General features: G+C 33.7%; 16 protein-coding genes and 1 pseudogene. 7 read left to right on the top strand and 10 right to left on the bottom strand.

Annotated features, from left to right (window positions below; all coding sequences use genetic code 11):
- Positions 1-42: 42 nt before the first annotated feature.
- The 3 genes from VGE71_RS01505 to VGE71_RS01495 are packed head-to-tail and all read left to right on the top strand — an operon-like array spanning position 43 to position 4,588.
- Entirely contained in the window at positions 43-2,865 is a 2,823-nt protein-coding gene (locus VGE71_RS01505; protein WP_331136717.1) for an AsmA family protein, read from the top strand.
- A gap of 2 nt (positions 2,866-2,867) precedes the next feature.
- On the top strand, positions 2,868-3,392 hold the full coding sequence (locus tag VGE71_RS01500) for a low affinity iron permease family protein (protein ID WP_331136716.1): 525 nt from the start codon (positions 2,868-2,870) through the stop codon (positions 3,390-3,392).
- Positions 3,389-4,588, top strand: coding sequence for an FAD-dependent oxidoreductase (locus tag VGE71_RS01495; protein WP_331136715.1), 1,200 nt, complete (start codon positions 3,389-3,391; stop codon positions 4,586-4,588). Before VGE71_RS01500 ends, VGE71_RS01495 begins: the two co-directional genes overlap by 4 nt.
- A gap of 218 nt (positions 4,589-4,806) precedes the next feature.
- Here the strand turns inward: VGE71_RS01495 and VGE71_RS01490 are convergent, their stop codons facing one another.
- Positions 4,807-5,826 carry an AraC family transcriptional regulator gene (locus tag VGE71_RS01490; protein WP_331136714.1) on the bottom strand — a complete coding sequence of 340 codons (1,020 nt, stop codon included), beginning with the start codon at positions 5,824-5,826 and terminating at the stop codon, positions 4,807-4,809.
- A gap of 179 nt (positions 5,827-6,005) precedes the next feature.
- On the opposite strand from VGE71_RS01490, the gene VGE71_RS01485 reads away from it, so the two are divergent.
- Positions 6,006-6,491 carry a DNA-deoxyinosine glycosylase gene (locus VGE71_RS01485; RefSeq protein WP_331136713.1) on the top strand — a complete coding sequence of 162 codons (486 nt, stop codon included), beginning with the start codon at positions 6,006-6,008 and terminating at the stop codon, positions 6,489-6,491.
- Between the two features lie 298 nt (positions 6,492-6,789).
- The gene (locus VGE71_RS01480) at positions 6,790-7,224 is read left to right on the top strand and encodes a DUF6526 family protein (RefSeq protein ID WP_331136712.1); all 435 of its coding nucleotides are present in this window, start codon (positions 6,790-6,792) and stop codon (positions 7,222-7,224) included.
- 80 nt (positions 7,225-7,304) lie between these two features.
- Here VGE71_RS01480 and VGE71_RS01475 read toward each other — a convergent pair whose 3' ends face one another.
- Both VGE71_RS01475 and VGE71_RS01470 read right to left on the bottom strand, forming a co-directional pair.
- The gene (locus VGE71_RS01475; RefSeq protein ID WP_331136711.1) at positions 7,305-8,726 is read right to left on the bottom strand and encodes an MATE family efflux transporter; all 1,422 of its coding nucleotides are present in this window, start codon (positions 8,724-8,726) and stop codon (positions 7,305-7,307) included.
- Positions 8,727-8,789: 63 nt separating this feature from the next.
- Entirely contained in the window at positions 8,790-9,266 is a 477-nt protein-coding gene (locus tag VGE71_RS01470) for a MarR family winged helix-turn-helix transcriptional regulator (RefSeq protein WP_331136710.1), read from the bottom strand.
- 175 nt (positions 9,267-9,441) lie between these two features.
- On the opposite strand from VGE71_RS01470, the gene VGE71_RS01465 reads away from it, so the two are divergent.
- Positions 9,442-10,356: a hypothetical protein gene (locus VGE71_RS01465; RefSeq protein WP_331136709.1), complete on the top strand. Its 915-nt coding sequence runs from the start codon at positions 9,442-9,444 to the stop codon at positions 10,354-10,356.
- A 468-nt stretch (positions 10,357-10,824) separates the two neighbouring features.
- Here the strand turns inward: VGE71_RS01465 and VGE71_RS01460 are convergent, their stop codons facing one another.
- From VGE71_RS01460 to VGE71_RS01435, 6 genes are all read right to left on the bottom strand, one after another.
- Complete coding sequence (locus VGE71_RS01460; RefSeq protein ID WP_331136708.1) at positions 10,825-12,843, bottom strand: glycoside hydrolase family 97 protein; 2,019 nt, start codon at positions 12,841-12,843, stop codon at positions 10,825-10,827.
- 25 nt (positions 12,844-12,868) lie between these two features.
- Entirely contained in the window at positions 12,869-14,113 is a 1,245-nt protein-coding gene (locus tag VGE71_RS01455) for a glycoside hydrolase family 71/99-like protein (protein ID WP_331136707.1), read from the bottom strand.
- Between the two features lie 177 nt (positions 14,114-14,290).
- Complete coding sequence (locus tag VGE71_RS01450) at positions 14,291-15,802, bottom strand: RagB/SusD family nutrient uptake outer membrane protein (protein ID WP_331136706.1); 1,512 nt, start codon at positions 15,800-15,802, stop codon at positions 14,291-14,293.
- 28 nt (positions 15,803-15,830) lie between these two features.
- Positions 15,831-18,848 (bottom strand): TonB-dependent receptor, encoded by a 3,018-nt coding sequence (locus VGE71_RS01445; protein WP_331136705.1) that lies wholly within the window; start codon positions 18,846-18,848, stop codon positions 15,831-15,833.
- A gap of 21 nt (positions 18,849-18,869) precedes the next feature.
- Positions 18,870-19,952 carry a hypothetical protein gene (locus tag VGE71_RS01440; RefSeq protein WP_331136704.1) on the bottom strand — a complete coding sequence of 361 codons (1,083 nt, stop codon included), beginning with the start codon at positions 19,950-19,952 and terminating at the stop codon, positions 18,870-18,872.
- A 6-nt stretch (positions 19,953-19,958) separates the two neighbouring features.
- Positions 19,959-20,480, bottom strand: a complete 522-nt coding sequence (locus VGE71_RS01435; RefSeq protein ID WP_331136703.1) for a DUF5004 domain-containing protein — start codon at positions 20,478-20,480, stop codon at positions 19,959-19,961.
- Positions 20,481-20,964: 484 nt separating this feature from the next.
- Here VGE71_RS01435 and VGE71_RS01430 point away from each other — a divergent pair, with 484 nt between their 5' ends.
- Positions 20,965-22,563 carry a DUF6377 domain-containing protein gene (locus tag VGE71_RS01430; RefSeq protein WP_331136702.1) on the top strand — a complete coding sequence of 533 codons (1,599 nt, stop codon included), beginning with the start codon at positions 20,965-20,967 and terminating at the stop codon, positions 22,561-22,563.
- 112 nt (positions 22,564-22,675) lie between these two features.
- Here the strand turns inward: VGE71_RS01430 and VGE71_RS01425 are convergent.
- Positions 22,676-22,933 (bottom strand): annotated as a pseudogene (locus VGE71_RS01425) (sterol desaturase); the annotation flags it as partial.

The raw sequence follows: 22,933 nt of genomic DNA, 5'->3' as shown, positions 1-22,933 counted from the left end.
CTCCTAATTTTAACATTCGCTGAAAAGCAAAAACTTATATATATGCCTACTACATTCAAACATACCGCCTTAAAAGTTTTAAAGATTACCGGAATAACAATTCTGGTAATCTTGTTTTTGCTATTTATTATTCCGCTGCTGTTTCCTGGTAAAATTGCCTCGGAAGTAAAAAAAATTGCAAACGAACGTCTCGATACCAAATTAGATTTTACGAAATCTAATCTTTCTTTTTTTACACACTTCCCTTCGCTGACGGTTTCGTTAGATAATTTATCGCTGACAGGTTCAAAACCATTTAACAACGATACTTTACTAAAAGCCGATGAAGTGGCGTTTGGAATCAATTTAAAACGTCTGATTTTTGACAACGAAGTTAAAATCAATAAACTCTATGTTTCTGATGCTTTAATTAATGTAATGGTTAATGAAAAAGGTCAAGCCAATTACAATATTTATGTTGCACCTGAAGACAGAAAAGATGAAAAAAAAGATCCAAATGCTCCAGAAGAAGGAACAGCAATTAAATTGGAAAGAATCGATTTAAAAAATTGCCATGTAAAATACAACGACCGCTCGGCTAAAATTTTGGTTGATGCAAAAGGTTTCAATTATGTTGGAAAAGGAGATTTAAGCGAAGATATTTTCGACCTTGCCACCGATGCTAGAATCAATGAGCTTGATTTCTTTTACGATCGCACTGGTTATATTCGAAAAAAAGAAGTGCGTGCTGATTTAATTACGAGAATCAATACCAATTCCCTTTCTTTTATTCTTCAAAAAAATGAATTACGCATCAATAAATTGCCCTTAAAATTTACTGGTTTATTTACGATTTTACGTGATGGATATAAAATTGATATTAAAGCCGCTTCAGAAAATACAACGGTAAAAGATTTATTGTCTGTAATGCCTCCAGAATATTTGACTTGGTTGGAAAAAACAGAAATTTCTGGAAGAAGTGATTTATTGTTGACATTTAAAGGCGATTACAATGTTCCGAAAAAACAAAAACCAAACTTAGCTTTCAATCTAAAAATTAATGAAGGTTCGGTAAATTATAAAGATGCGCCAGTTCCGTTAAAAGATTTTCAGATGGATTTGAATGCTGTACTTCCATCTTTAGATACCGAACAATTATTGGTAAATCTGAAAACATTAAAATTTAAAGTAGGCGAAAAAGATTATTTTAATGCTTATCTGCACAGCAAAGGATTGAGCGAAATGGACATCAATGCGAGTGTAAAAGGTGCATTAGATTTGGCTGTTGTAGATGCTGCTTTAGGATTGACCGATTTTGATGTAAAAGGAATTTTAAAAACTGATATTCAAGCACGAGGAAAATTCAGTACTTCAAAAAAATTGTTTCCTAAAACGATTGGAGGAATTTCATTGCGAAATGGGTGGCTAAAAACAAAATATTATCCTAACCCAATTACCAATATTACTTTTGTTGCCAATATGCTCAATAAAGCGGGAACGTATCAGGATTTGATTGTTGCCGTTGCTCCTGCTTCTTTTACATTTGAAGGAAATCCAGTTTATGTAAATGCAACACTTTCTGACTTTAGTGATTTGGCTTATAATGCAAAAATTAAAGGCGAATTGAACGTAGGCAGAATCTATCAGGTTTTTTCTCAAAAAGGATTGGATTTAACGGGTTATGCCAAAGCAGATCTTTCGCTAAAAGGAAAACAAAGTTATGCCACAACTGGACAATATGATAAACTGGACAATAAAGGAACTTTAATCCTAAAAAACATAAAAGCTACATCTGAATTGTTTCCGAAAGCTTTTTTCATCAAACAAGGAAATTTCCGTTTTCAGAATGAGAAAATGTGGTTTGAGAAATTTAATGCTTCTTACGGAAAATCTGATTTTGATATTAACGGTTATCTTCTAAATACGATCAATTATTTCTTAGAATCGAATGGAACTTTAAGCGGTAATTTCAACTTAAAATCAAAACTGATTAATGTTGACGAATTTATGGCGCTTGAAAAAGGCGAAAATAAAGATCGAAAAATAGAAGTAGAATATGCCAAAGAAGATCATCCAAAAATGAGCGGAGTGGTCATGATTCCTAAGAACTTGAATGTCAGTTTAAATGCAAATGCAGACAAAATAGAATACAACGGATTGATTTTCAACAAACTGAACGGAAAAACTGGTGTCACAAAAGGTGGATTTTATTTAGAAAACACTACCTTTAACATCATTGATTGTATTTTAGGAATTAATGCTTCTTATAAAGACGAATCGCCAACTGCTGCCCATTTTGATGCGCACTTTACGGCAAAAGATTTTGATGTACAAAGAGCTTACAAAGAAATTCCGATGTTTCATGATATGGTTACTGCAGCCGAAAAAGCACACGGAATAATTTCTGTCGATTATAAAATCAAAGGTGATTTAGACGGGAATATGAGTCCGATTTACGCATCATTAAATGGCGGTGGGACACTCAATCTACGCGATGTAAAAATTAAAGGCCTAAAATTATTTGACGGAATAAGTTCTAAAACAGGACAAAATGGTTTGAATAATCCCGATATGAAAGGGATAGAAATCAAATCGACAATAAATAATAATCTTATCAATATTGAGCCATTTACCTTTTCTGTAGCAGGTTTTAAGCCTACAATTAAAGGAACTACAAGCTTTGACGGACTTTTGGATCTTAGAATGCGTCTAGGTCTTCCCCTATTCGGAATTATCGGATTTCCAATCGTTATTACTGGAACTCATGAAGCTCCAAAAATCAAAATTTTCAGTAAAACAGGACAAGAAATTGATCCCGCTGTTTACGACGAAAAAAACAATAAAGTGATTCGAAAAGAAAAAGTTAGTAAAACTAAAGCAAAATAACCATGAAATCGAAACCACAACATAGTAACAGTGCATTCGAGAAATTCGCTACCAAAGTTTCCAAAGCTGCTGGAAGCACGACTGCTTTTATCAGTGCCTTTGTTATTGTTGTGGCTTGGGCAGTTTCGGGACCCATTTTCGATTATTCCGAAACCTGGCAATTAGTTATTAATACAGGAACTACAATCATTACTTTTTTAATGGTTTTCTTAATTCAGAAAGCACAAAACAAAGATTCGCTTGCTATTCAGTTAAAATTAAACGAACTCGTTGCTTCAAACGAATCATCGAGCAATAGTCTGGTTGATATTGAAAGTATGACCGAAGAAGAAATGATTATCATTCAGAAATATTATCATCGATTAAGCGAACTGGCAAAAAAAGATACCAGCATCAGAACCTCACATTCGATTGCTGAAGCTCATGAATTGCATAATCGAAAACAAGAAATCAACAAGAAATCAACCCCTAAAAAAAATATCAAAACTAGCACCAAAATCACATCTAAAAACAATACCAAAAAATGAAACTAAGTTCAACCGAAACTTATTGGCCACTAAAAAATGCTATCAAGCAAAGTTATCCCTCCATCGATACGGATATCATTACTGATATTCTAATCATTGGCGGAGGAATAACAGGAGCGCTAACGGCTTATAAATTGGTCAATGAAGGAAAAAGAATTGTCCTAGTAGATCGACGCGATGTCTGTGGAGGAAGTACTTCTGGTAGTACCGCATTATTACAATATGAAATCGATGTTCCTTTACATCAACTCATCAAACTTCGGGGCGCCAAATGTGCCATCGACAGTTATCAAAATGGAAAAAAAGCCATTTTTGATCTGCGTAATATTATTGATGAAATTGGCTGTGACTGCGAATTTGAATTTAAAAAAAGCGTCTATTTTACCACCTTGAAAAAAGATGTTCCTTTTTTAAAAAACGAATACAAAGCTCGCAAACAACATGGATTTGAAATTAGCTGGCTCAGCCGGTTTGAACTTCAAAAAATGGGTTTGAATGCTATTGCAGGAATAGAATCTAAAACAGCTGCTGTTATGGATCCGTTTAAATTGGCAAGTGATCTTTTGTATTATTGCCATCAAAAAGGAATGCAGATTTATGACCGTACCAATATTTCTTCGATCAAACATCAAAAAGGAAAAATTATTGCTACTACCGATTCTAAACATACTATCACCGCCAGTCACATTATACATTGTACGGGTTATGAAAGTACCGAAACGTTAAATGAAAAAGTAGTAGATTTAAAAAGCACTTATGTTATCGCTTCTGAAAGTCAGACAGATCTTCCAGAAAATTTTAAGCATACTATTTTTTGGGATACTTCCTCACCTTATCATTATATCAGAACAACGGGAGACAACCGAATTATTATGGGCGGCGGAGATGAAAACTTTAAAGACACTGCAAAACGAGATAAATTGCTTCCTAAAAAAGAGCAATATCTCTTAAAACAGTTTTTTAAACGATTCCCAGATTTAGATTTCAAAATTGACTATTCCTGGGCCGGAACTTTCGGAGAAACTAAAGACGGTCTTCCCTATTTCGGAAAACCAAACTCAAGAAAAAATGAACATTACATTCTGGGTTTTGGTGGCAACGGAATCACCTTCAGTGTCCTCGGAATGAATTCTATATTGGATTCTCTTCACAATAAAAAAAATATAGATTTAGAATATTATCGATTTGGAAGATAAAAAAGCTTCGCTTTTAGTAACAGAGATACAAAGTGACAAAGCGACAAAGGTTTTATATTTGCTTTATAAAAACTAAGATTCGAAGTTGAAAATATGAATTTTCAACTTCGAATCTTAGCATTTTAGTATATATGTTGCTTAATAGCTAACGACATTATTTTAATAAAAATTCAGAAGCAACCTTTGTTACTCTGTTACTTTGTTGCTTTGAACCTTGCCTAAGCCGTAATCGCCAACGCATTCAAATTAAACTTATATTCTTTTGGACTGCAGTTGAATTTTTGTTTAAAGATTTTAGAGAAATAACTTCTACTGGTAAAACCAATGCAATAGACAATTTCAGAGATATTTAAGTCAGATGTTCTGATTAGGATTTCTGCTTTTAGTACTCGCATATGAGTGATATAGTCGTTGACAGTACGATTGTGAATCATTTTAAATCCTTCCTGAAGTTTGTTTGGAGATAAACCTGATTTTTTACTTAATGATTTTATAGAAAAAGCTTCTTCTGGGCTGCTTTTTATAAATTCTGAAAGTTCTTTTATTTCTTCCATTTCTCTTAAAGTCAAACCAGTTGATTCGTTGGCAAAAGCATGTAAATCATCAGAATGTTGTTGAATTTCCATGGCAAGAATGATTCTCATGATGCCTTCTTTCAGTAAATTTCGAACAATTCCGGTTTGCGTAATCGAATTTAGTTGTTCTATTTTTTCAGCAATCTGTAAATTATAAGAACCTATATAAAAGAAATCCTGAACCAGATTGTTTTCAAAGAAAGTGTCTTTTACTTTTTGATTTAAAGAATGTGTATCTGTTTCAACTTGTGTCCCAACGATAATTAAAGTTAACTTGGTTTTCTTTCCTTTTTCAAAAAACAAAACATTATCCTGATTCTCTTTAGAAGTTACAATTGCTGTTTGAAAGGTTTTTAATTTTCGCTCTTCTCCATTTAATCCGAAACTATGCGATAAATTACCCTTTGAACAATAAGCAAAATAAATAGGTGATGATTTGACATTTAGAATATCCAAACGTACATCTGTAGAAAATGTCATATCAAACTGTACATAAGAAATATTATCATTAAAAGAAGCTCCGATAATCGAACCTTCTGCAAAACTATTTTCTACTTCCAGCGTATATTCGTCTAAGTCAAAAGTCACTTTTCCGCCAAAATTAGTATGAAGTTCTTCAAATATATTTTGAGTTTTCTCTGTATTTATAGTAACGATTTTCATAGCAACTGGATTTAAATTCTACTTTTCTTGAAACAGATTTTGAGTGATTTATTTCTAAAAATCTGAAAGTCAAAGTTCGTCTAATCACTGTCCAAAAATGTTATATAATTTTACTGTTTTGTTTTATAATTCCTTATTAATGCTTATTTTAACATAGATTATAAAATTCTGTTTTAGATATGAAAAGTTTTTCCTTTGCTCCAATTAGTTCAAAAAAATCCAAAGTTCTAATCTTAGGAACAATGCCCGGAATAAAATCTTTAGAACTCAATCAATATTATGGTCACGCTCAGAACAACTTCTGGAAATTTATGTTTTTAATTTTAAAAGAAGAATTTTCATACGATTATGAAACCCGTAAAAATTTATTACTCCAAAATAATATAGCCCTTTGGGATGTCTTACAATTTTGCGATCGTGTTGGAAGTTTAGACAGTGCGATTAAAAACGAAATTGCAAATGATTTTGAAAATTTTCTTAAAAACCATCCCAATATCAATACTATTATTTTTAATGGACAAAAAGCGGCTGCCTTTTTTAAGAAATATGTTGACTTAAATAAAGAATATCAAAAATTTACACTTCCATCAACCAGTCCCGCCAACGCTGGCAAGACTTTTCAGGATAAATTACAAGAATGGAAGGTGATTGAAACACTATTATAAAAGGTGATTTTTTATAGAATTATTTTCCAAATATTGGAATCATGTAACTTTTTCCGTTTAAAATATAACAAATAACAGCTACTTTGAAACTAATTTTACATCAAAGAAAAATAAGCCATATTGAAGATTTGATTGACGAGATGGAAAGGCTTTCTTCTTATTAAAATTACTTAGCAAACTGTAAAAAGTTTAGTTTATAAAGAGAACATTGGTTATGTTAGTTTATTTTTGGGAAAAAGCTGCTCTATAATTTTTATAGAGCAGCTTTGTTTTTATACTATCTTTAAAAGAAAAAAACATGAAGATTCAGACCTATTACAATCATATACGGTTTTACAAACCACACCATTTTATATATTATCCTATATTAATTTTATTTTTAACTGGCAGTATTTATTTTGCCATAACAACAGAAGATCATTTGATTTGGACATTCATAAGCGTCGCCTTTGTTTTTCTGTTTGCAATCGCTTTTATGCTTCGCCAGCATTATGCTTTAACGTTGCAGAACAGAATTGTACGTTTAGAAATGCGTTATCGTTATTTTACACTGACAGGTAAAAGGTTTGAAGAATTTGAATACAAACTCACAGACGATCAGATATTTGCTTTACGATTTGCTCCAGACAACGAGTTGATTCCGCTTGTTGAAGATGCTTTAAAAAACAGCTTAAGCGGAGACGCAATCAAAAAAGCCATTGTACACTGGAAAGCGGATTATCATAGGGTTTAGTAAGATTCTAAGTTTTTCTATAAGACGCTTAACTTAGTAAAAAAAGCTTAGAATCTTAGCGTCTTAGCAACTCAACCACTTTATTTAGAAATATCAAACCCCTCTTTCACTATTTCGCTTTCTACTTTATCAATTAACTTATTGGTTTTTCCAGTTAATCTTTCTTTTTTCCAATCGCCTTTTATGTACATCACAATTGTAATTAAAGCCGTTACAACTGAAGCTATTGGGAAAGCCCACCAGATTCCGTGTTTTCCTAAAGGAGTATTATGTGACAAAATAAAAGCCAGCGGAAACTGAATAACCCATTGTGAAACCAAAGTCAAAATCATAGGTAGTTTTGTGTTTCCAACGGCACGGAAAACGCCCGTTAGACAAAGCTGTAATCCTAAAAATCCCCACGAAAGGCAGGTAATTCGCAATAATTCTGTTCCGCCTTCGATAACAGCTTGATCTCTTGGAACGAAAAAGGCAATTAAGTAAGGTGCAAAAATAAAAGCGATTATTCCTAAACCTGTCAATAAACCGAAGCCTAGATAAGCTCCTAATTTTGAAATTTCGGCAGCTCGGTCAACATTTCCAGCACCAATATTTTGTCCCACTAAAGTGGCAATTGCCATCGAAAGACCTAAAGCGGGAATGAGAATCAGCTGAATTAAATTGGAACCTGCACCATAGGAAGCAACAGTTGTTGTTCCAAAACGCACAATTAAAAATGTAATTGCCATCATTCCCAAAGCACGCATAGACTGCTCAATCGAAGAGGGAAATCCGATTTGAAAAGCTCTTTTAATATGATCCCAATCTGGCTTAAAATCCTGAATGCGAAGATGAATTCCGTGTTTTCCTCTAAACAAAATTGCAAAACCGATGATAATTGCCAAAAGCTGTGTTGATAAAGTTGCCAATGCTGCGCCCTTTACTCCCATTGCCGGAATAAAATTCCATCCGTAAATAAATAACGGATCTAAGGCAAAATTCAATATTACAGTTCCTAAAACAATATAAACGGGCAATGTAACACGACCAACTCCACGCATAATCGATTGGAAAATCATAAACCCAAAACTAAAAACTAATCCAACAAATGCCACTCTCATAAATCCCAAAGCATCTGCATAAACTTGTGGTGTGACCTTTAAAAGATATAAAAAGTAAGGACTAAGCATGTATCCGATAATAGATAAAACTACTGAAACGATAATGACCATCGACAACGTCTGCGCTGCTACATGATTGACCATTTTCTGGTTTCCAGCACCAAAATATTGTGCAATTAAAATAGATCCAGCAATAGCCAATCCAGTTCCTAATGCAATGGTTAGAAATATTACTGGCGTACTTACAGAAACTGCGGCAACAGCATCTCCGCCAAGTCGTCCCACCCAAAAAGCATCAACCAATTGATAGGCCGCCTGCAAAAGATTGGCAATCATAATAGGAACTGCCAATTTTAATAATGAAGAAAGAATTGGTCCTTCTAATAATTCGTTTTTTTTCATTTTCTAATTCAAATAATTATTTAAAAATAAGTTGACATATCAACTTTTAAAGTTTAAAAAAAATTAAAGGGTTTCTAATTTATCAGCATAAGATCTCACAGCATTCAAAGCCTCAATTCTTTCTTTTGGGGTAAAAACAGACATTACTTCCTCTTCTGCCCTTTTCATTAGAGAACTAATATTTTTAGCCAGACTCGTTCCTTCATCCGTAAGGCTTACAATATTCTTTCTCTTATCGGTTTTATCTTTTACAACCTCAACCAGATTCTTTTTTTCAAGCGCGCTGATACTTCTTAAAATAGACGATTTATCACGCATGGTTTTATCTGACAGTTCTCGCTGCGAAAGACTTTTTTGATTCAAGATCATAAGCAATGGTAACTGCTCCAGCTGTAATGTGATTCCAGCTTCTGTCATTAACGCATTTGTCCTTCTAAAAATTGCTCTTTTGATACGATGAATCTGAAAGAAAAAACTATCTGATATTTCCTCCTTCCAAAAATTTGAAAAATTCTCTTTATCTGCATTTACTTTTTCCATGCTACAAATCTACAAAAAAGGATGACATGTCAACTAATTTCAAAACAAACTTATATTTTACTGATAATTAAACACTTAAAACAAAAACTTCAACTTTAAAAAGAAAAATGAACGATTATTTTTACTAACTTTATTGTTAAAATATTACCCAAACAAAAATCTAAAATCAAATCACATGAAAAAATTATTGTTTTTTTTGGTAATGACGTTCTTTTGGATTCCATCAAATGCACAAACATTTGCAGAGAACACTTCAATTGAAAATTTAACGACTGTTAAATCTGAAAGTGAAAATTTTCAGGATACTTATGCCGATGATCTTCCGTGGCACGCCAGAAGATTTAAAGTTACTGCTGGTGCTTTTTTTCCCATTAATAATACAGAAGTCCAAGTTGGTAGTAATAATGGTAATTTTGGAAATTTGATTGATTTTGAAAAAGATCTTGGATTTAGTAAAAGTACCGTTTCGTTTTTTGGCACTTTTGAATGGAGAATTTCCAGGAGATCGAGACTTGGAGCAGAATATTATTATTTAAGTAGAAATTCTACCAAAACTTTACAGAAAGAAATTGAATTCCGAGACCATGTTTATCCTGTAAATGCTACAGTTTCTGCTTTTATGGATAGTCATATTGGAAGAATTACTTATGGTTATGCTTTTGTCTCTAAACCTAAATATGAAATTGGAGCTCTTATTGGTGCGCACGTTTTATTTGGTGATGTGGGAATGAGAGCAGAAGGCGCAACAATTGAAGCAGAATACAGAGATAATTTTAATTTTACAGCTCCACTTCCAGACATTGGAATTTGGGGTGAATTTGTATTAGGAAGAAAGTTCGGATTATATGCTAATTTCAACTATTTTGCCATTAAAGTAAATGATTTTGACGGAAGGCTTTTGAGTTATAATTTATCTCTTTTATATAATGTATACGAAAATTTCAGCTTAACGGCAGGATATACAGGATTAAACATTAGAGTTGATATGGAAAAAGAAAGACTAAATGGCTTCTTTAAATGGGGATATAATGGCCCAACGCTCACTGCAACTTATAGTTTTGGAAATCATGTGAAGCTTTATAAGCATTAACCAAAGGGACAAAGGTTCTAAGGCGCAAAGAGACAAAGGTTTTAATTGGAACTTAAATATTTAACCGCAAAGTTCGCAAAGCTAAATATAGATAAAGCTTTGCGAACTTTGCGGTTAATAAGCATACTGCTAAAAAAACCTTGCGTGCTTTGCAGTTAAAAAAAATTAACCGCAAAGAATGCAAAGAGTTACGCAAAGTTCGCTAAGGTTTTTATACCAAGATTTTTTAAAAGTTCGCAAAGTTAAGTCTACATATAGCTTTGCGAACTTTGCGTTTTTCAACAGTCAGTTGAATAAAAAAAACTTGCGTGCTTTGCGGTTAAAAAAAAATCATCCAAAAACAAAAAATAAACCCGATAACTTATAGCTATCGGGTTTATTACCAAACTTAAACTATTTAACTCAAAATATTTAAAATCTAAATGCCTTAGAACCTTAGTATCTCAGCACCTTAGAGCCTTAAAAAAATCATTTCTCGATTGGAGTGAATTTTATTGCTGTTCCTCCTCCAGCTGCCAATTTTAGGTTTAATACGGTTTTGTTGTTTACTTTTTGTTTAGAGATTGTAACTGGATACGGATTGGTTTTATAATTGGCTCCTGCCCCGTCTGCATATATTGTTGCTTCGTATTCTTTATTTTTATCTAAGAATGAAAGCTCTACTTTTAAATCTCTCGCATTTCTGTTGGTAATTGATCCTAAATACCAATTTTTTTCCTCCCAGTCTTTACGAACGATTGTAGTATATTCTCCAATTTTCGAATCTAAAACTTTAGTGTCTGACCAAGTACAAGGAACATCTTTTACAAATTGGAATTCTGGTTTTCCTTCATAATTTTCAGGTAAATCTGAAGCCATTTGCAGCGGACTGAAAATAATTACATACAACGCCAATTGATTCGCCAAAGTCGTCTGAACTTTAGCTCCAGAAGGCGTTTTGTAATCAAAATTGAAATTACCTGGCGTATAATCAAATGGACCAGAAAGCATTCTGGTAAAAGGAAGTGTTGCTAAATGCTCTGGCGTATTTCCTCCATCAACAGACCATGCATTGTATTCTTGTCCGCGTCCGCCTTCCTGTGACATGAAATTCGGATAAGTTCTTTGTAATCCCGTTCCTTTCATTGGTTCGTGATTGTCAATCATAATATGATATTTCGCCGCTGTTTCGATCACTTTTCTGTAATGACGCGCTCCGTATTGGCTGTCGTGCCATTCTTTTTTATCTAAATATTTGTTGACATAACCCGTTTTTACTGAATTCACCCCCATTTTCTGATACAGTTTAAAGGCATCTTCCAATTGGTTTTCGTAGTTTTTGGTTGCTCCAGCCGTTTCATGATGACCGATTAAACGAACATTTTTCACGGCAGCATATTTGGTAATTTCTTCCAAATTAAAATCTGGATATGCTTTTACAAAACTAAATGCAGAACCATCAGCAGTCCAGTCGCCGTCCCAGCCTTCATTCCAGCCTTCTACTAAAACACCGTCGAAACCATTTTTGGCTGCAAAATCGATGTATTCTTTTGTGTTTTTGGTTGTTGCTCCATGTTTTGGTCCTTGTCCCCAAGTGTATTTTTCTAAATGCATTCCCCACCAGATTCCGATATATTTTGAAGGTGTAATCCAAGATAAATCTTCAATTTTTGATGGTTCATTTAGATTCAACATAATAGTTGAAGTCGCTACTTCTCCAGGAGTTTTACCTACTACAATTGTTCTCCAAGGCGTTTTAAAAGGTGTTTCCGCATATACTTTTACACCATCAGCCCACGGCACTAAATCGCTTTTGTATTGTTTGTCTGTCGTTTTCAAAAGTGTCATTGAGGCAAAATCGGTTAAGTTTGCTTCGTGAATGGCTACATACAATTTGTCTTTAGTTTCAAAAGTCGCGGGTGTGTTAATAGTGTCCGTTTTACTCATTAATGTTTTACGATATTCACTTTCGTAATAACTATTTTCACGGTGAACTGGAATCCACCAAACTTCGTTATTATCTTTAAAAGTAAATTGTGTTACTTCATTAGAGATTTTGACTTTACCTAAATGAGGCTGTTTCGGAAATTCGTATCGAAAACCAACTCCATCATCAAAAATCCTAAAAATGATATCGACTAAACGCTCTTCACCTTTTGCTTCTTTTAAATGAACAATCAATTCATTATGATGATCTCGCACTTTTTTGAATTCGCCCCAAGGCTGTTCCCAAGTTTTATCTGCCGATTTTTCTTCTGTTGAAACTACTTCAAAACCATCCGTCATTTTGGCGATTCCCTGAAATTCAAATCCCATAAGAGAAGGCTCAATCACTGATTTTCCATTTGAAGAAAAACTATATTGTGGCTGACCTGAAGGCGTTAATTCAAAAGTTAATTCTGAGATTTTTTCAGGAGAACTGATTTTATACGTTTTTTTAGTACTGCAGGCCATCATTAGCATTGATGCCAAAGCCACTAGACAGTATCTATACTTTCTGTTTTTCATTATTTAAATTGTATTAATTACAGCTCTATTTAATTTCGCTTATTATTTGTTTTGCTTTTGCTGTCTGCAATGAAACCAAATAATTAAACGCTTGATCGAGTTTTTTCTGGGCCTCGACATTTCCTTTTTTCTGTACGCGTAAATCATACAATTTGCTAATATCAGGAAAAACATTTTCTGTGTTTTTTACTCCTGAGAAAGCTTTTATTTTCTCGATATAAGAATATCCAAATTCAACTGTTGGCTCGAACATTGTTCCTTCTCCGAAATCATTCCAAGTAATTAATTGAAGATAATTGACATTGGCATTTTTAGCCAATGTAAGAGTTTCATCTAACGTTGCTCCGTTGTTGTGTTCTATGGTCCAGCCAATTGCTGCACCGCCTCCGCCTTCTGCATAAAAATCTTTAAAACCAGGATAGGCACTTCCCATGGCGACGCTTAATTTTGGTTTTGTATTAGTATAGAAATTGGTTAAAAAACTATTGTCTTTGTAAACCCAAGCATATTCGCCAGAAGCATTTTCTCCTGCTTTTACCGAATGATCCCAAAGTGTCAGAAAAGTTGGTTTGGTAGTCAAACTGCCAAAAACATTTGTCCATTGTGCTGGAGTTTGTAAAACGATTGGACCAAAATTCATCAACAGTGGTTTGCCATTAATTTTGATGTAATTAGCATCTGTAAAATAATTCTTTTCAACATAAGCCAAATCTGTTTTTGCTGCACTGGCTACCGAAATTGCTTTTCCTGCATTAACCACATTGGTTAAAAATCGGTCTTCGTAAACAATGGCATATTCTAAACCTACTTTTTCCAGCATTTCGATTAATTGATCTGTATTTTCTTTGACCATTCTATAATCGTTTACATCGTAAGTTCCGTACCAGTCGATCAGAACTCCATCAATTCCAGCATATTTCATCAGTAATAAATGATTTTCGATCACATTTTTATCGCCTGAATGATAAGGTCCAATCAGTGGATAATAATACGATGCAATTTCTCTTCGTCCGTTTGCGCCTACATTGTTCGGATTCTTGTTTGCCATTGTCCAATGATAGCCCCATTTTTTATCGGCACTACTTTCATTGGTTTCAAACCATGGCATGTAATGCATATAAATTTTGGTGCTGTTGGTTTTCTCAATCGCAACAGGTGTTATTTTTTCTGGTTCAGTTGGCTTATCTGAACCTTTGTCATCGCTGCTGCATCCAGCAACCATGACAATATTCATTAAACCAAAAACCAATGATGTGATATATCTTTTCATATTGAGAATATTTTATTTTTTAGCCACAGATTAAAAGATTAGAAAGGATTTTTTTATCAAAAAGAAATAATCTGTGAAAATCATTTTAATCTGTGGCTAAAAAACTTTAGTAAATTCTTAAAAAAATAGGTCAGCCTTCCACGACTAACCAACATGGAAGACTGACATTCTAGTAACCTAATTTGGATACCCAGGATTCTGTTTTAGGTTTTTGTTTGTTGTTAAAACAGTACTTGGAATTGGGAAAATTGCTCTGTATTTTTCAGTTGTCCCTTTTTCCCACCATGGCAGAAAGAAAGTTCCAAAACGAATATTATCTGTTCTTCTTCTTCCTTCAAATGTGAATTCTTTCAACAATTCTTTGTCTATAAAAGCAAGATCAATTGTTGTTGGCATTTCTTCTCCAGCACGTGCCGTTACTTGCTGTAAAAATGGTCGAGCTAAATCTGGCGAACCTAAACGAACGTAACATTCTGCCTGCATCATTAAGATTTCTGCATAGCGAATTAATACAAAATCATGATCGCGTTCCCATTGTTCTCCTGCTTTCATTTCATATTTTGCTAAACGAACTCCTTCGTTTTCTTTCGCATCTGTCAAACTAGTCAAATTCTCTGTATAAGTAAGAGGTTCTCCGTTATCCATCATAATTACAGAACCTGTTGCTAGATTAATTTGATCACCTTGAAGCATACATTTTTTTCTTTTATCTGTATCTGCAAAAGTTGAATATAATCCTGGCTGCCCACACATTCCGTTTGCACTCCAAGGATAATTGTTCGGAATCGCAGAAATAGCCAATTTTTGATTGTAATGAGCCGACATTGAATTCATATAATTTCCAACTGTTCCAGCTTTTGAATCGTAAGGAATGGCAAAAATAATTTCAGGTGAAGTCTGATTCTCTGTTATGAAATTGGCAAAGAAATCTGGCGTCAAGCTATATCCCGTTACTTTCTGGCACATATCTAAACAATCCTGCCAGCGTGCAACTCCAATAAAGGCTTCTGAATTAAGATATAATCTTGCTAAAATAGAATAGGCAACATTCTTCGTTAATTTAGAATACACCACATTCGGATTTAAATGCGGAATTGCATCTGTTAGTTCTTTTTCAACAAAATCATAAACCTGTTTTCTTGTTGAATTAGAAGGCAAATCTGTGTCTTCAAAATTGGTCACGATTGGCACATTTCCAAACAAATCTAAAAGATTGTAATAGTAATAAGCTCTAAGCGCTTTTAGTTCTGCAAAAATTGGTTCTTTGGCTTTATCACTAAGAGATGATTTATTGATTTGATAAATGATCGCATTAATCTTTGCAATTCCGGTGTAATTGTAACGCCATGCCGAAAGAATCATTCTGTTATCTGCTTTCCAAGTATGTTTTTGAGCATCCTGATATTGTCCGCCGTCGTACCAATTGGTTCCTCTTGTCGGAATTGTCGCTTCGTCTGAAACAACTTCATTCAAAAAGAAAACATATTCGCAGGTTGGAAAGTTATTTGAAATAGCATCCGAGAATCCTCTTAGTGAAGAATAAGCTCCACCCACCAGCGCATCGATTTCCTTAGTTGTATTTCCGAACTCCCCATCTTCTACCTGATCATACAACTGTTCGTTCAAATCAGTACATGATACCGTAAAAAGCATACTTAAAAGTATTGCTGCTGTTATTTTGATTTTCATTTTTAATATTTTAGGGTTATCAATTCGCTTAATTATTCAGCGTAAAATTTAGTCCAACAGAAATCGTAGTTGGTCGAGGATAATTATTGTATCGGTCAATTCCAGGCGCAGCCAGTCCAGTTAAATCCATAACTCCAGTTTGATTAATTCCGTCCTGAGCATTTAAACCAATCTCTGGATCTACACCTTTGTAACTTGTCAATACAAAAAGGTTTTCTCCCATTAAATAAAATCTCACTTTAGATTTTTTGTATTTCAAAGGCAAAGTGTAACCTAATGACAAGGTTTGCAATCTGAAGAAAGAAGCGTCTTCAATCCAATAATCTGAATACTTTGGAGCAGAAGTAATACCGCTGTTTAAGAAATCATCTGGCACATTAAAAGCTGGTAATCTGTTTGGATCATTCAGCATCATGTTTGTTGCGTTTAACGCTTTTTGTCCAAACATTCCGTAACCTGAAATGCCAAGATCAAAATTTCCATAAGTAAAATTCATTCCGATACCTAAAGTCAAGTCTGGCTGAATGTTTCCTAAATCTCTCTTGTCTGCATCAACCAAAGCGCTTTCTGCCACTACTTCATTAGCAGCATTATAATATTGAATTTTTCCATCAGCATCTAAATCAGCATTTTTGAATCCCCAGAAAGTTCCAACAGGATATCCTTCAGCAATTATTTGAGAATATTGTCCAGACATCCCTGCCAAACCGTGTAACGATCCGCTGTAGATAACATCTGTTTTGTAGGTTGGATTAGAAAGTTTTTCAATTTTTTGAACGTTATGTCCTAACGTTAAATTTGCATTCCAATTGAATTTATCACCTTTAACGATGTCTGCATTTAAAGTCAACTCGACTCCTTTATTCGACATTTCTCCAACATTAGCCAACATAGTTCCCACTAAATATGGCGGCTGAGGCACTTCGTACGTGTACAATAAATCTTTTGTTGTTTTAGAATAATACTCAAAAGATCCTGTAATTCTGTTGAACAATCCAAAATCAAAACCTATGTTAATTTGTTCTGTAGATTCCCATTTCAAATCAGGATTTGGATTTTGTTTTGGTGAATAAGCCAAACTCCACGTTTTAGTAACAGGGTCGTAATAACTGTCTTTTCCAACTCCTAAAATAGAAAGCGATTTATATTCTCCAATTCCATCTTGATTTCCTGTAACTCCATAACCCACTCTTACTTTTAAGTTGTCTAACCAACCTTTTGAAGATTCCATAAATTCTTCGTTAGAAATCCTCCAGGCAGCAGAAGCAGATGGAAAAGTTCCCCATTTATTATTTTCTCCAAAACGACTTGAACCGTCACGTCTTACTGTTGCTGTCAATAAATATTTACCATCATAACTGTAGTTGGCACGAGCATAAAATGAAACTAAATTTGATTTTCCTTTGTATGAATACACGTCTCCCAAACGATAATTGTAACCTGCTCCTAAATTATTGTAACTGAAAGCATCTGTTACAAAACCACCTCTTTGTGCGCCAAAACCTTGGTAGATATTTTCTAAATAAGAATATCCCGCTAAAGCACCGATATTGTGTTTGTCGATAATTTTGCTGTAATTCACATAAAGTTCGCCTTGTGCATTGGTAAATTCCTGATAAGTTCTTTGAGCAAAACCGCCTTCAGTCTGTCCTTCCATAACCGCGTAAGATGGTTTGTATGTACCTCCTTTTACTGCATTATGTTCTAACGAAATATTAGCTGTAGCTGTAAAATCATTTAAGAACTTTACATCTGTTTTGAAATACCCTAAAAGTCTATGTCTTTCGTTATCAAATGTTCTATTGGTTAAAATCTCAACCGGATTTTGATAAATATTTCCTGTTACAGAAGAGAAAGATCCATCTGCATTGTAAACCGGAATTGTTGGATTTAAGTTATAAGCTCTTTCGAAAATTCTGTAATCAATTGGATGCCATTTGTCAATATTGGCAAATAATCCCATGTCAAATTTTACATCTTTATTGTCACCTAAAAACTGATAACCACTAATATTCCCGCTGATTCTCTCTAAACCAGATTTTTTGATAACACCTTCATTATTTAAATATCCGATCGAAGTTCTAAAACCACTGTCTGCTTTACCAGAATTAATGCTTAAAGTATGAGATTGTGAAATTGCTGTTTGTTCAATTGCTTTCTGCCAATTCGTATTTCCACCATAATCTACAGCGTCTGCATTTCCGGTCTGGCGAACATAACCTCTCCATTGATTTGCTGATAAAAGATCTAAGTTATCATTAACAAAACCAAAGCTAGTTTGTCCGTTGTAAACTACAGAAACACCTTTTGTTCCCGATTTAGTGGTAATCATAATTACTCCGTTTGCTCCTCTAGAACCATAGATTGCAGTTGCAGAAGCATCTTTCAAAACGTCAACCGATTTAATATCTGCGGGCTGAACCACATTGATATCGACTCCTGCAATTCCATCCACAACAATTAACGGACTGTTACTTGCTGTTAATGAAGTTCCTCCACGCAAACGAATTGTAGAACCTGCTGCAGGATCTCCAGAAGGACGAATGATATTTAAACCTGCTACTTTTCCTTGTAAAACTTGTTCTGTAGAAGAAATGGTTCCTTTAACTAAATCATCTGCTCCAACTGTAGAAATTGCGCCTGTTAAATCTGATTTTTTTACTTTGCCATACCCGACAGAAACTACCTGAACTTCTGCCAATGCATAACCGTCATTTTGCAGACGAACCTCATAAGTAGAAGTATTTCCTGTAATTTGAAGTTTCTGAGTTGTTGCTCCAATAAAAGAAACTTCTATTGTACTTCCTACGGCTACCTGAAGGCTGAATTTTCCATCAAAATCTGTTGTAGTTCCGTTTTTTGTTCCTACTTCAATAATTGAAGCTCCTGGCAAAACGGTTCCAGTATTGTCATAAACGGTTCCAGAGATTTGTTTTTTCGTCTGTGCGAAAGTACCAGCAGAAAGAAAAAGCATAAATATCATCAATACCGCTCCTTTAGCAGTCCACATTTGATGCAGGACGCTTTTTGTATTTTTACTATTCATTAGTTTTAATTTAATAGTGAATTATTTATCTAAAGTTTTAAGCGGAATCATCGTGTCCGAAATCGTTTTGTCTTTGTTATCTTTTACCAAAACATGAATTTCATTCAAATTTGAAATTCCGTTTAGTTCTGAAACTAAGTTGACAAAACCTTTAATTTCTGAAGTTCCTCCAGAAAACTCGCCAGAAAATGTTTTTGTACCTGCCGTAATCGTATAAATTAACTTGTTTACGCCCACTTCATTATTTTTTCTAGACATGCCAAGAAAATCTTTTTGACTGATTTGTGATGGAAAGAAACTAAAACTTGGTGGTGGCGGTGGTACAAATTCACCTGCATAAATAATTTGATCGCCAGAATTGGTTGTCCAGTCTTTGGCAACCATTAGGAAAGTGATATTTTCCATCACAAAACCTGCCGGCGGATTGTAATATTGCTGTGGAATCAAATCCATTCTGTAAAAACCATTTCCAAGATCTTTCAATTTTGTTTTTTCAGAAACATCTGGAAGCCAAGCTTGATATTCTTGCAAAACCGCCCAATTGTTTAATCCACTATGAAAATGAACACTTTCAACACCTGCAAAACCATCTTTCAAATTAGAATTGAATAAAATACTAACTGGTTTATCGATTAAAGGTTTTGAAGGATAAGATCTGATGACTTCATTTGCCGTATAAAAGGATGAAAAATCAGTATATGGCATATTCGCAACATCACTCTGTTTTGAACCATTTTTGTTTTTTATACGAAACCAAAATCCAGCACTTGCTGCAATTTCTGCAGGAGTTTTAGAAAAATAAACCGTCGGAGTTAAAGTAAAACTCCAGATTTTGTTTCCTTCGTATTTCAGTTTAGCAAAATCAGAAGAGTTTTCAAAGTTTCCGGCATCTGGTTCAGATGGTGACCAGATCCACATATAAAGATCTTCTGTTTCGGCAAATGTAGAGGCCGACATATCAAAATACCAAGTAACTTTCTCATCATACTTGTACACTACAGGAAATGATGACATTGGGCCTACAGCTCCAGCGGCTTCTTGTGCCTGAATAAAATTAGGAGCCATCAACAAGGCAAGTAAAATTGTATATATAAACTTTTTCATATTACTTTAATTAATAGCATTTAATTTAAATACATAAGACACAAAAGCCACTCCAGCTGAAGAGCGCGTCAGCTGAAACTGCATTTCTTTGTTTTTTCCTGGAACTGAAACTATTCGAAGTTCATCTGTTTTTTGCGTTTTTTGTGCATCGCTGTACAAGTAGATTTTTGTTGCAACATCATTAGTTTGTTGAAAATCTGAACTAAGAGCCCAATATCCCTTTGGAGCGAATAATGGAGGGACATTTCCAGTTACTTCATAACTTGTTGGCTTGTTGTTTTCATCTACACTAAAGTTGATTTTAAAATCTTCGTAGTTGAAATAAGAGTTCAGCGTTTCTTCATTTGGTTCGATCTTATTTGCCTTCGCAACTTCATCGACCATTTTCAGATTTGCCAATTGCCAATTGCCATTTACTTTCTCATAAATGGTAATCGGATCTACGTAGCTTCCGTCTTCTATGTTATCGCAACTAAGCGCGAAAAAACACATTACAAAAGCTAACCAATAAATACTTTTACATTTCATAAATTTTTGGTTTTTGTTAGTTTGTTACCCCCTTCAAAAGGATAGAGCGAAGCTAGAAGTTAAATAAGTCCGAAAAAAAACATCTGTAAAAAATCAAGATATAATTCAGACAATTAAACATATAACTTATTAAAAATCAATAACTTACATTTTATTCTAGAAATAAAAAATCAAGACGTTGTATAGACTAAAAGAGGTAGTTTTTTAATGGTAAAAATGACAATATGTAAAATATTTGGTATATTTTTTTCACTATACATATATTTAATTTGTTTTTATTGTATAATTGCAAATAATTTATTCGTTTTTAACATTTACAGCTTATTTTTATTTCAAAAACCACCTTCTAAAGCGATGTTAATAAACAATTTACAAGATTTTGAAAATTAGGTTTCCCTTTAATTTGAAAACTTATTTATAATTTTAAAAACGAATTCACTTACTATATCTATCAACCAATTTTACCTTTAAACCAAAACCAAACATGCGAAGAATATTGATACTACTTTTCTTCATTGGAGGCTTTTCTCTAACTGCAAAAGAGACAAATCCTTACTTAGAAGAATTAGATCAGGCACTTTTAAAAAAAGACGTCTATCTAAAACAGAAATATCGAAAAATTGAAGCTTTAAAGAAAAATATAGCCAAGTTTACACTTAATCAAGATAATGAGGGATTGTATAATTGTTATATGTCGCTTTTTGACGAATATAAATCTTTCAAATACGATTCTGCTTATTATTATCTGGAGCAGTCAAAAATTAAAGCTAAAATTTTAAAAGATCCCAAATTCTTATCTAAAAGCCGAATAAAAGAAGGTTTCGTACTGCTTTCTTCAGGACTTTTTAAAGAAGCTATTGACACCCTCAATGTGATTGACGATTCTAAGCTGGACATCAAAAACAAATTTGAATATTACAATATAAAAGCCCGTGCTTACTACGATTTAGCCGATTACAATCGTGATCTGAGATTTAATGTTCATTATGTTCAGCAGGGAAATCAGTTCTTGAAAAAAGCATTAGAATTGATTGGAACAAATACCAACGAATATTGGGCTGCAGAAAGCTTAAAACGCTTAAAACAACAAGATTGGCGTGGAGCAGAATTTGCTTTTAGTTATTGGATTAACAACTATAAACTACCTCCCGATTACTACGGAATTGCCACTTCGAGCCTTGGTTATATTTATTCAGAAAGAGGTTATACCAAAAAAGCAATTCAGTATCTCGCACTTGCCGCTACAGCTGATGTTAAAAATGCGACAAAGGAAACCGTCGCGCTTCGAAATCTAGCCAATGAACTTTTTAAAATGGGTTATTTGGATAAAGCCAACGAATACATCAACATTGCCATGGATGATGCTACTTTTTATAATGCAAGACATCGTAAAATTGAGATTTCATCCATTCTGCCTATTATCGAAAAAGCTCAATTGAATAATGTAAAAGACAAAAATGATAAATTAGAAAAAATCATTATTCTACTGACCATTTTAACCGTTATCATTTTTGTTTTTCTCGGCATTATCTTCAAACAATTAAAAGAAAAAAATAAAGCCCGAAAAATAATGGCCGATTCGTATCTGAAGTTGCAGGAAATGAATGTGAGTTTAAGCGAAGCAAATGCCATTAAAGAAGAGTATATTACGTATTTCATCAAAGCAACTTCGGCTTTTATTAATAAAATAGATCATATTCAGAAAAGTACGTTACATAAAATCATCACTAAAAAAACAGATGAAGTCATTGCGAGTTTAAAACGTTATAATGTAAAGGAAGAACGAGAAAATCTATTCCACCAATTTGATGAAATTTTCCTGAAATTGTTTCCAACTTTTGTAACTGATTTCAATAAGCTATTTCCAAATGATCATAAATGCGTTGTCAAAAAAGGGGAACTTTTGAATACTGAATTACGTATTTTCGCCTTGTATCGATTGGGAATTCAGGACAGTAATCAAATGGCAGAATTTCTGGAACTTTCTGTAGCTACAATCTATACGTACAAAACCAGAATCAAAAGTAAATCTGATTTTAAAGATACTTTCGAGCAGAAGATTATGGAAATCAAGACGATTTAATTTTTTTTCGCCACGAATTCACGAATTTTTATTTAAAATAATAAGTGAAATTTTTACGCAATAATTGCACGAATGATTGGAAAAAGAAAATTCGTGAATTCGTGGCTATCTTTTAATCAGCAACTTCCAACTGTAAAATCGTATTCTGATAAATCTTGCTCAACGAAAATAATTGTTCCACAAAAATCATAATCGCAATCGGAACAAAGAAAAATACCAGCAAATCTTCTTCGTATAAAAAATAAGTTGAGATCATAGCCAAACGAGCATATTCTAGATAATAAATCCATTTGCGTTGTTCTAGTAAAGCACCACAATTGATTAAAGTTAGAATGACTAACGAAAGCACAAATATCTTATCATAACTTTC

Origin of the sequence: Flavobacterium sp. (genome assembly GCF_036405015.1) — a bacterium.
In the GTDB taxonomy this organism is placed as follows: Bacteria; Bacteroidota; Bacteroidia; order Flavobacteriales; family Flavobacteriaceae; genus Flavobacterium.
Note: the sequence above shows the minus strand (reverse complement) of the source record. Positions and strands in the feature narration are given on the sequence as shown.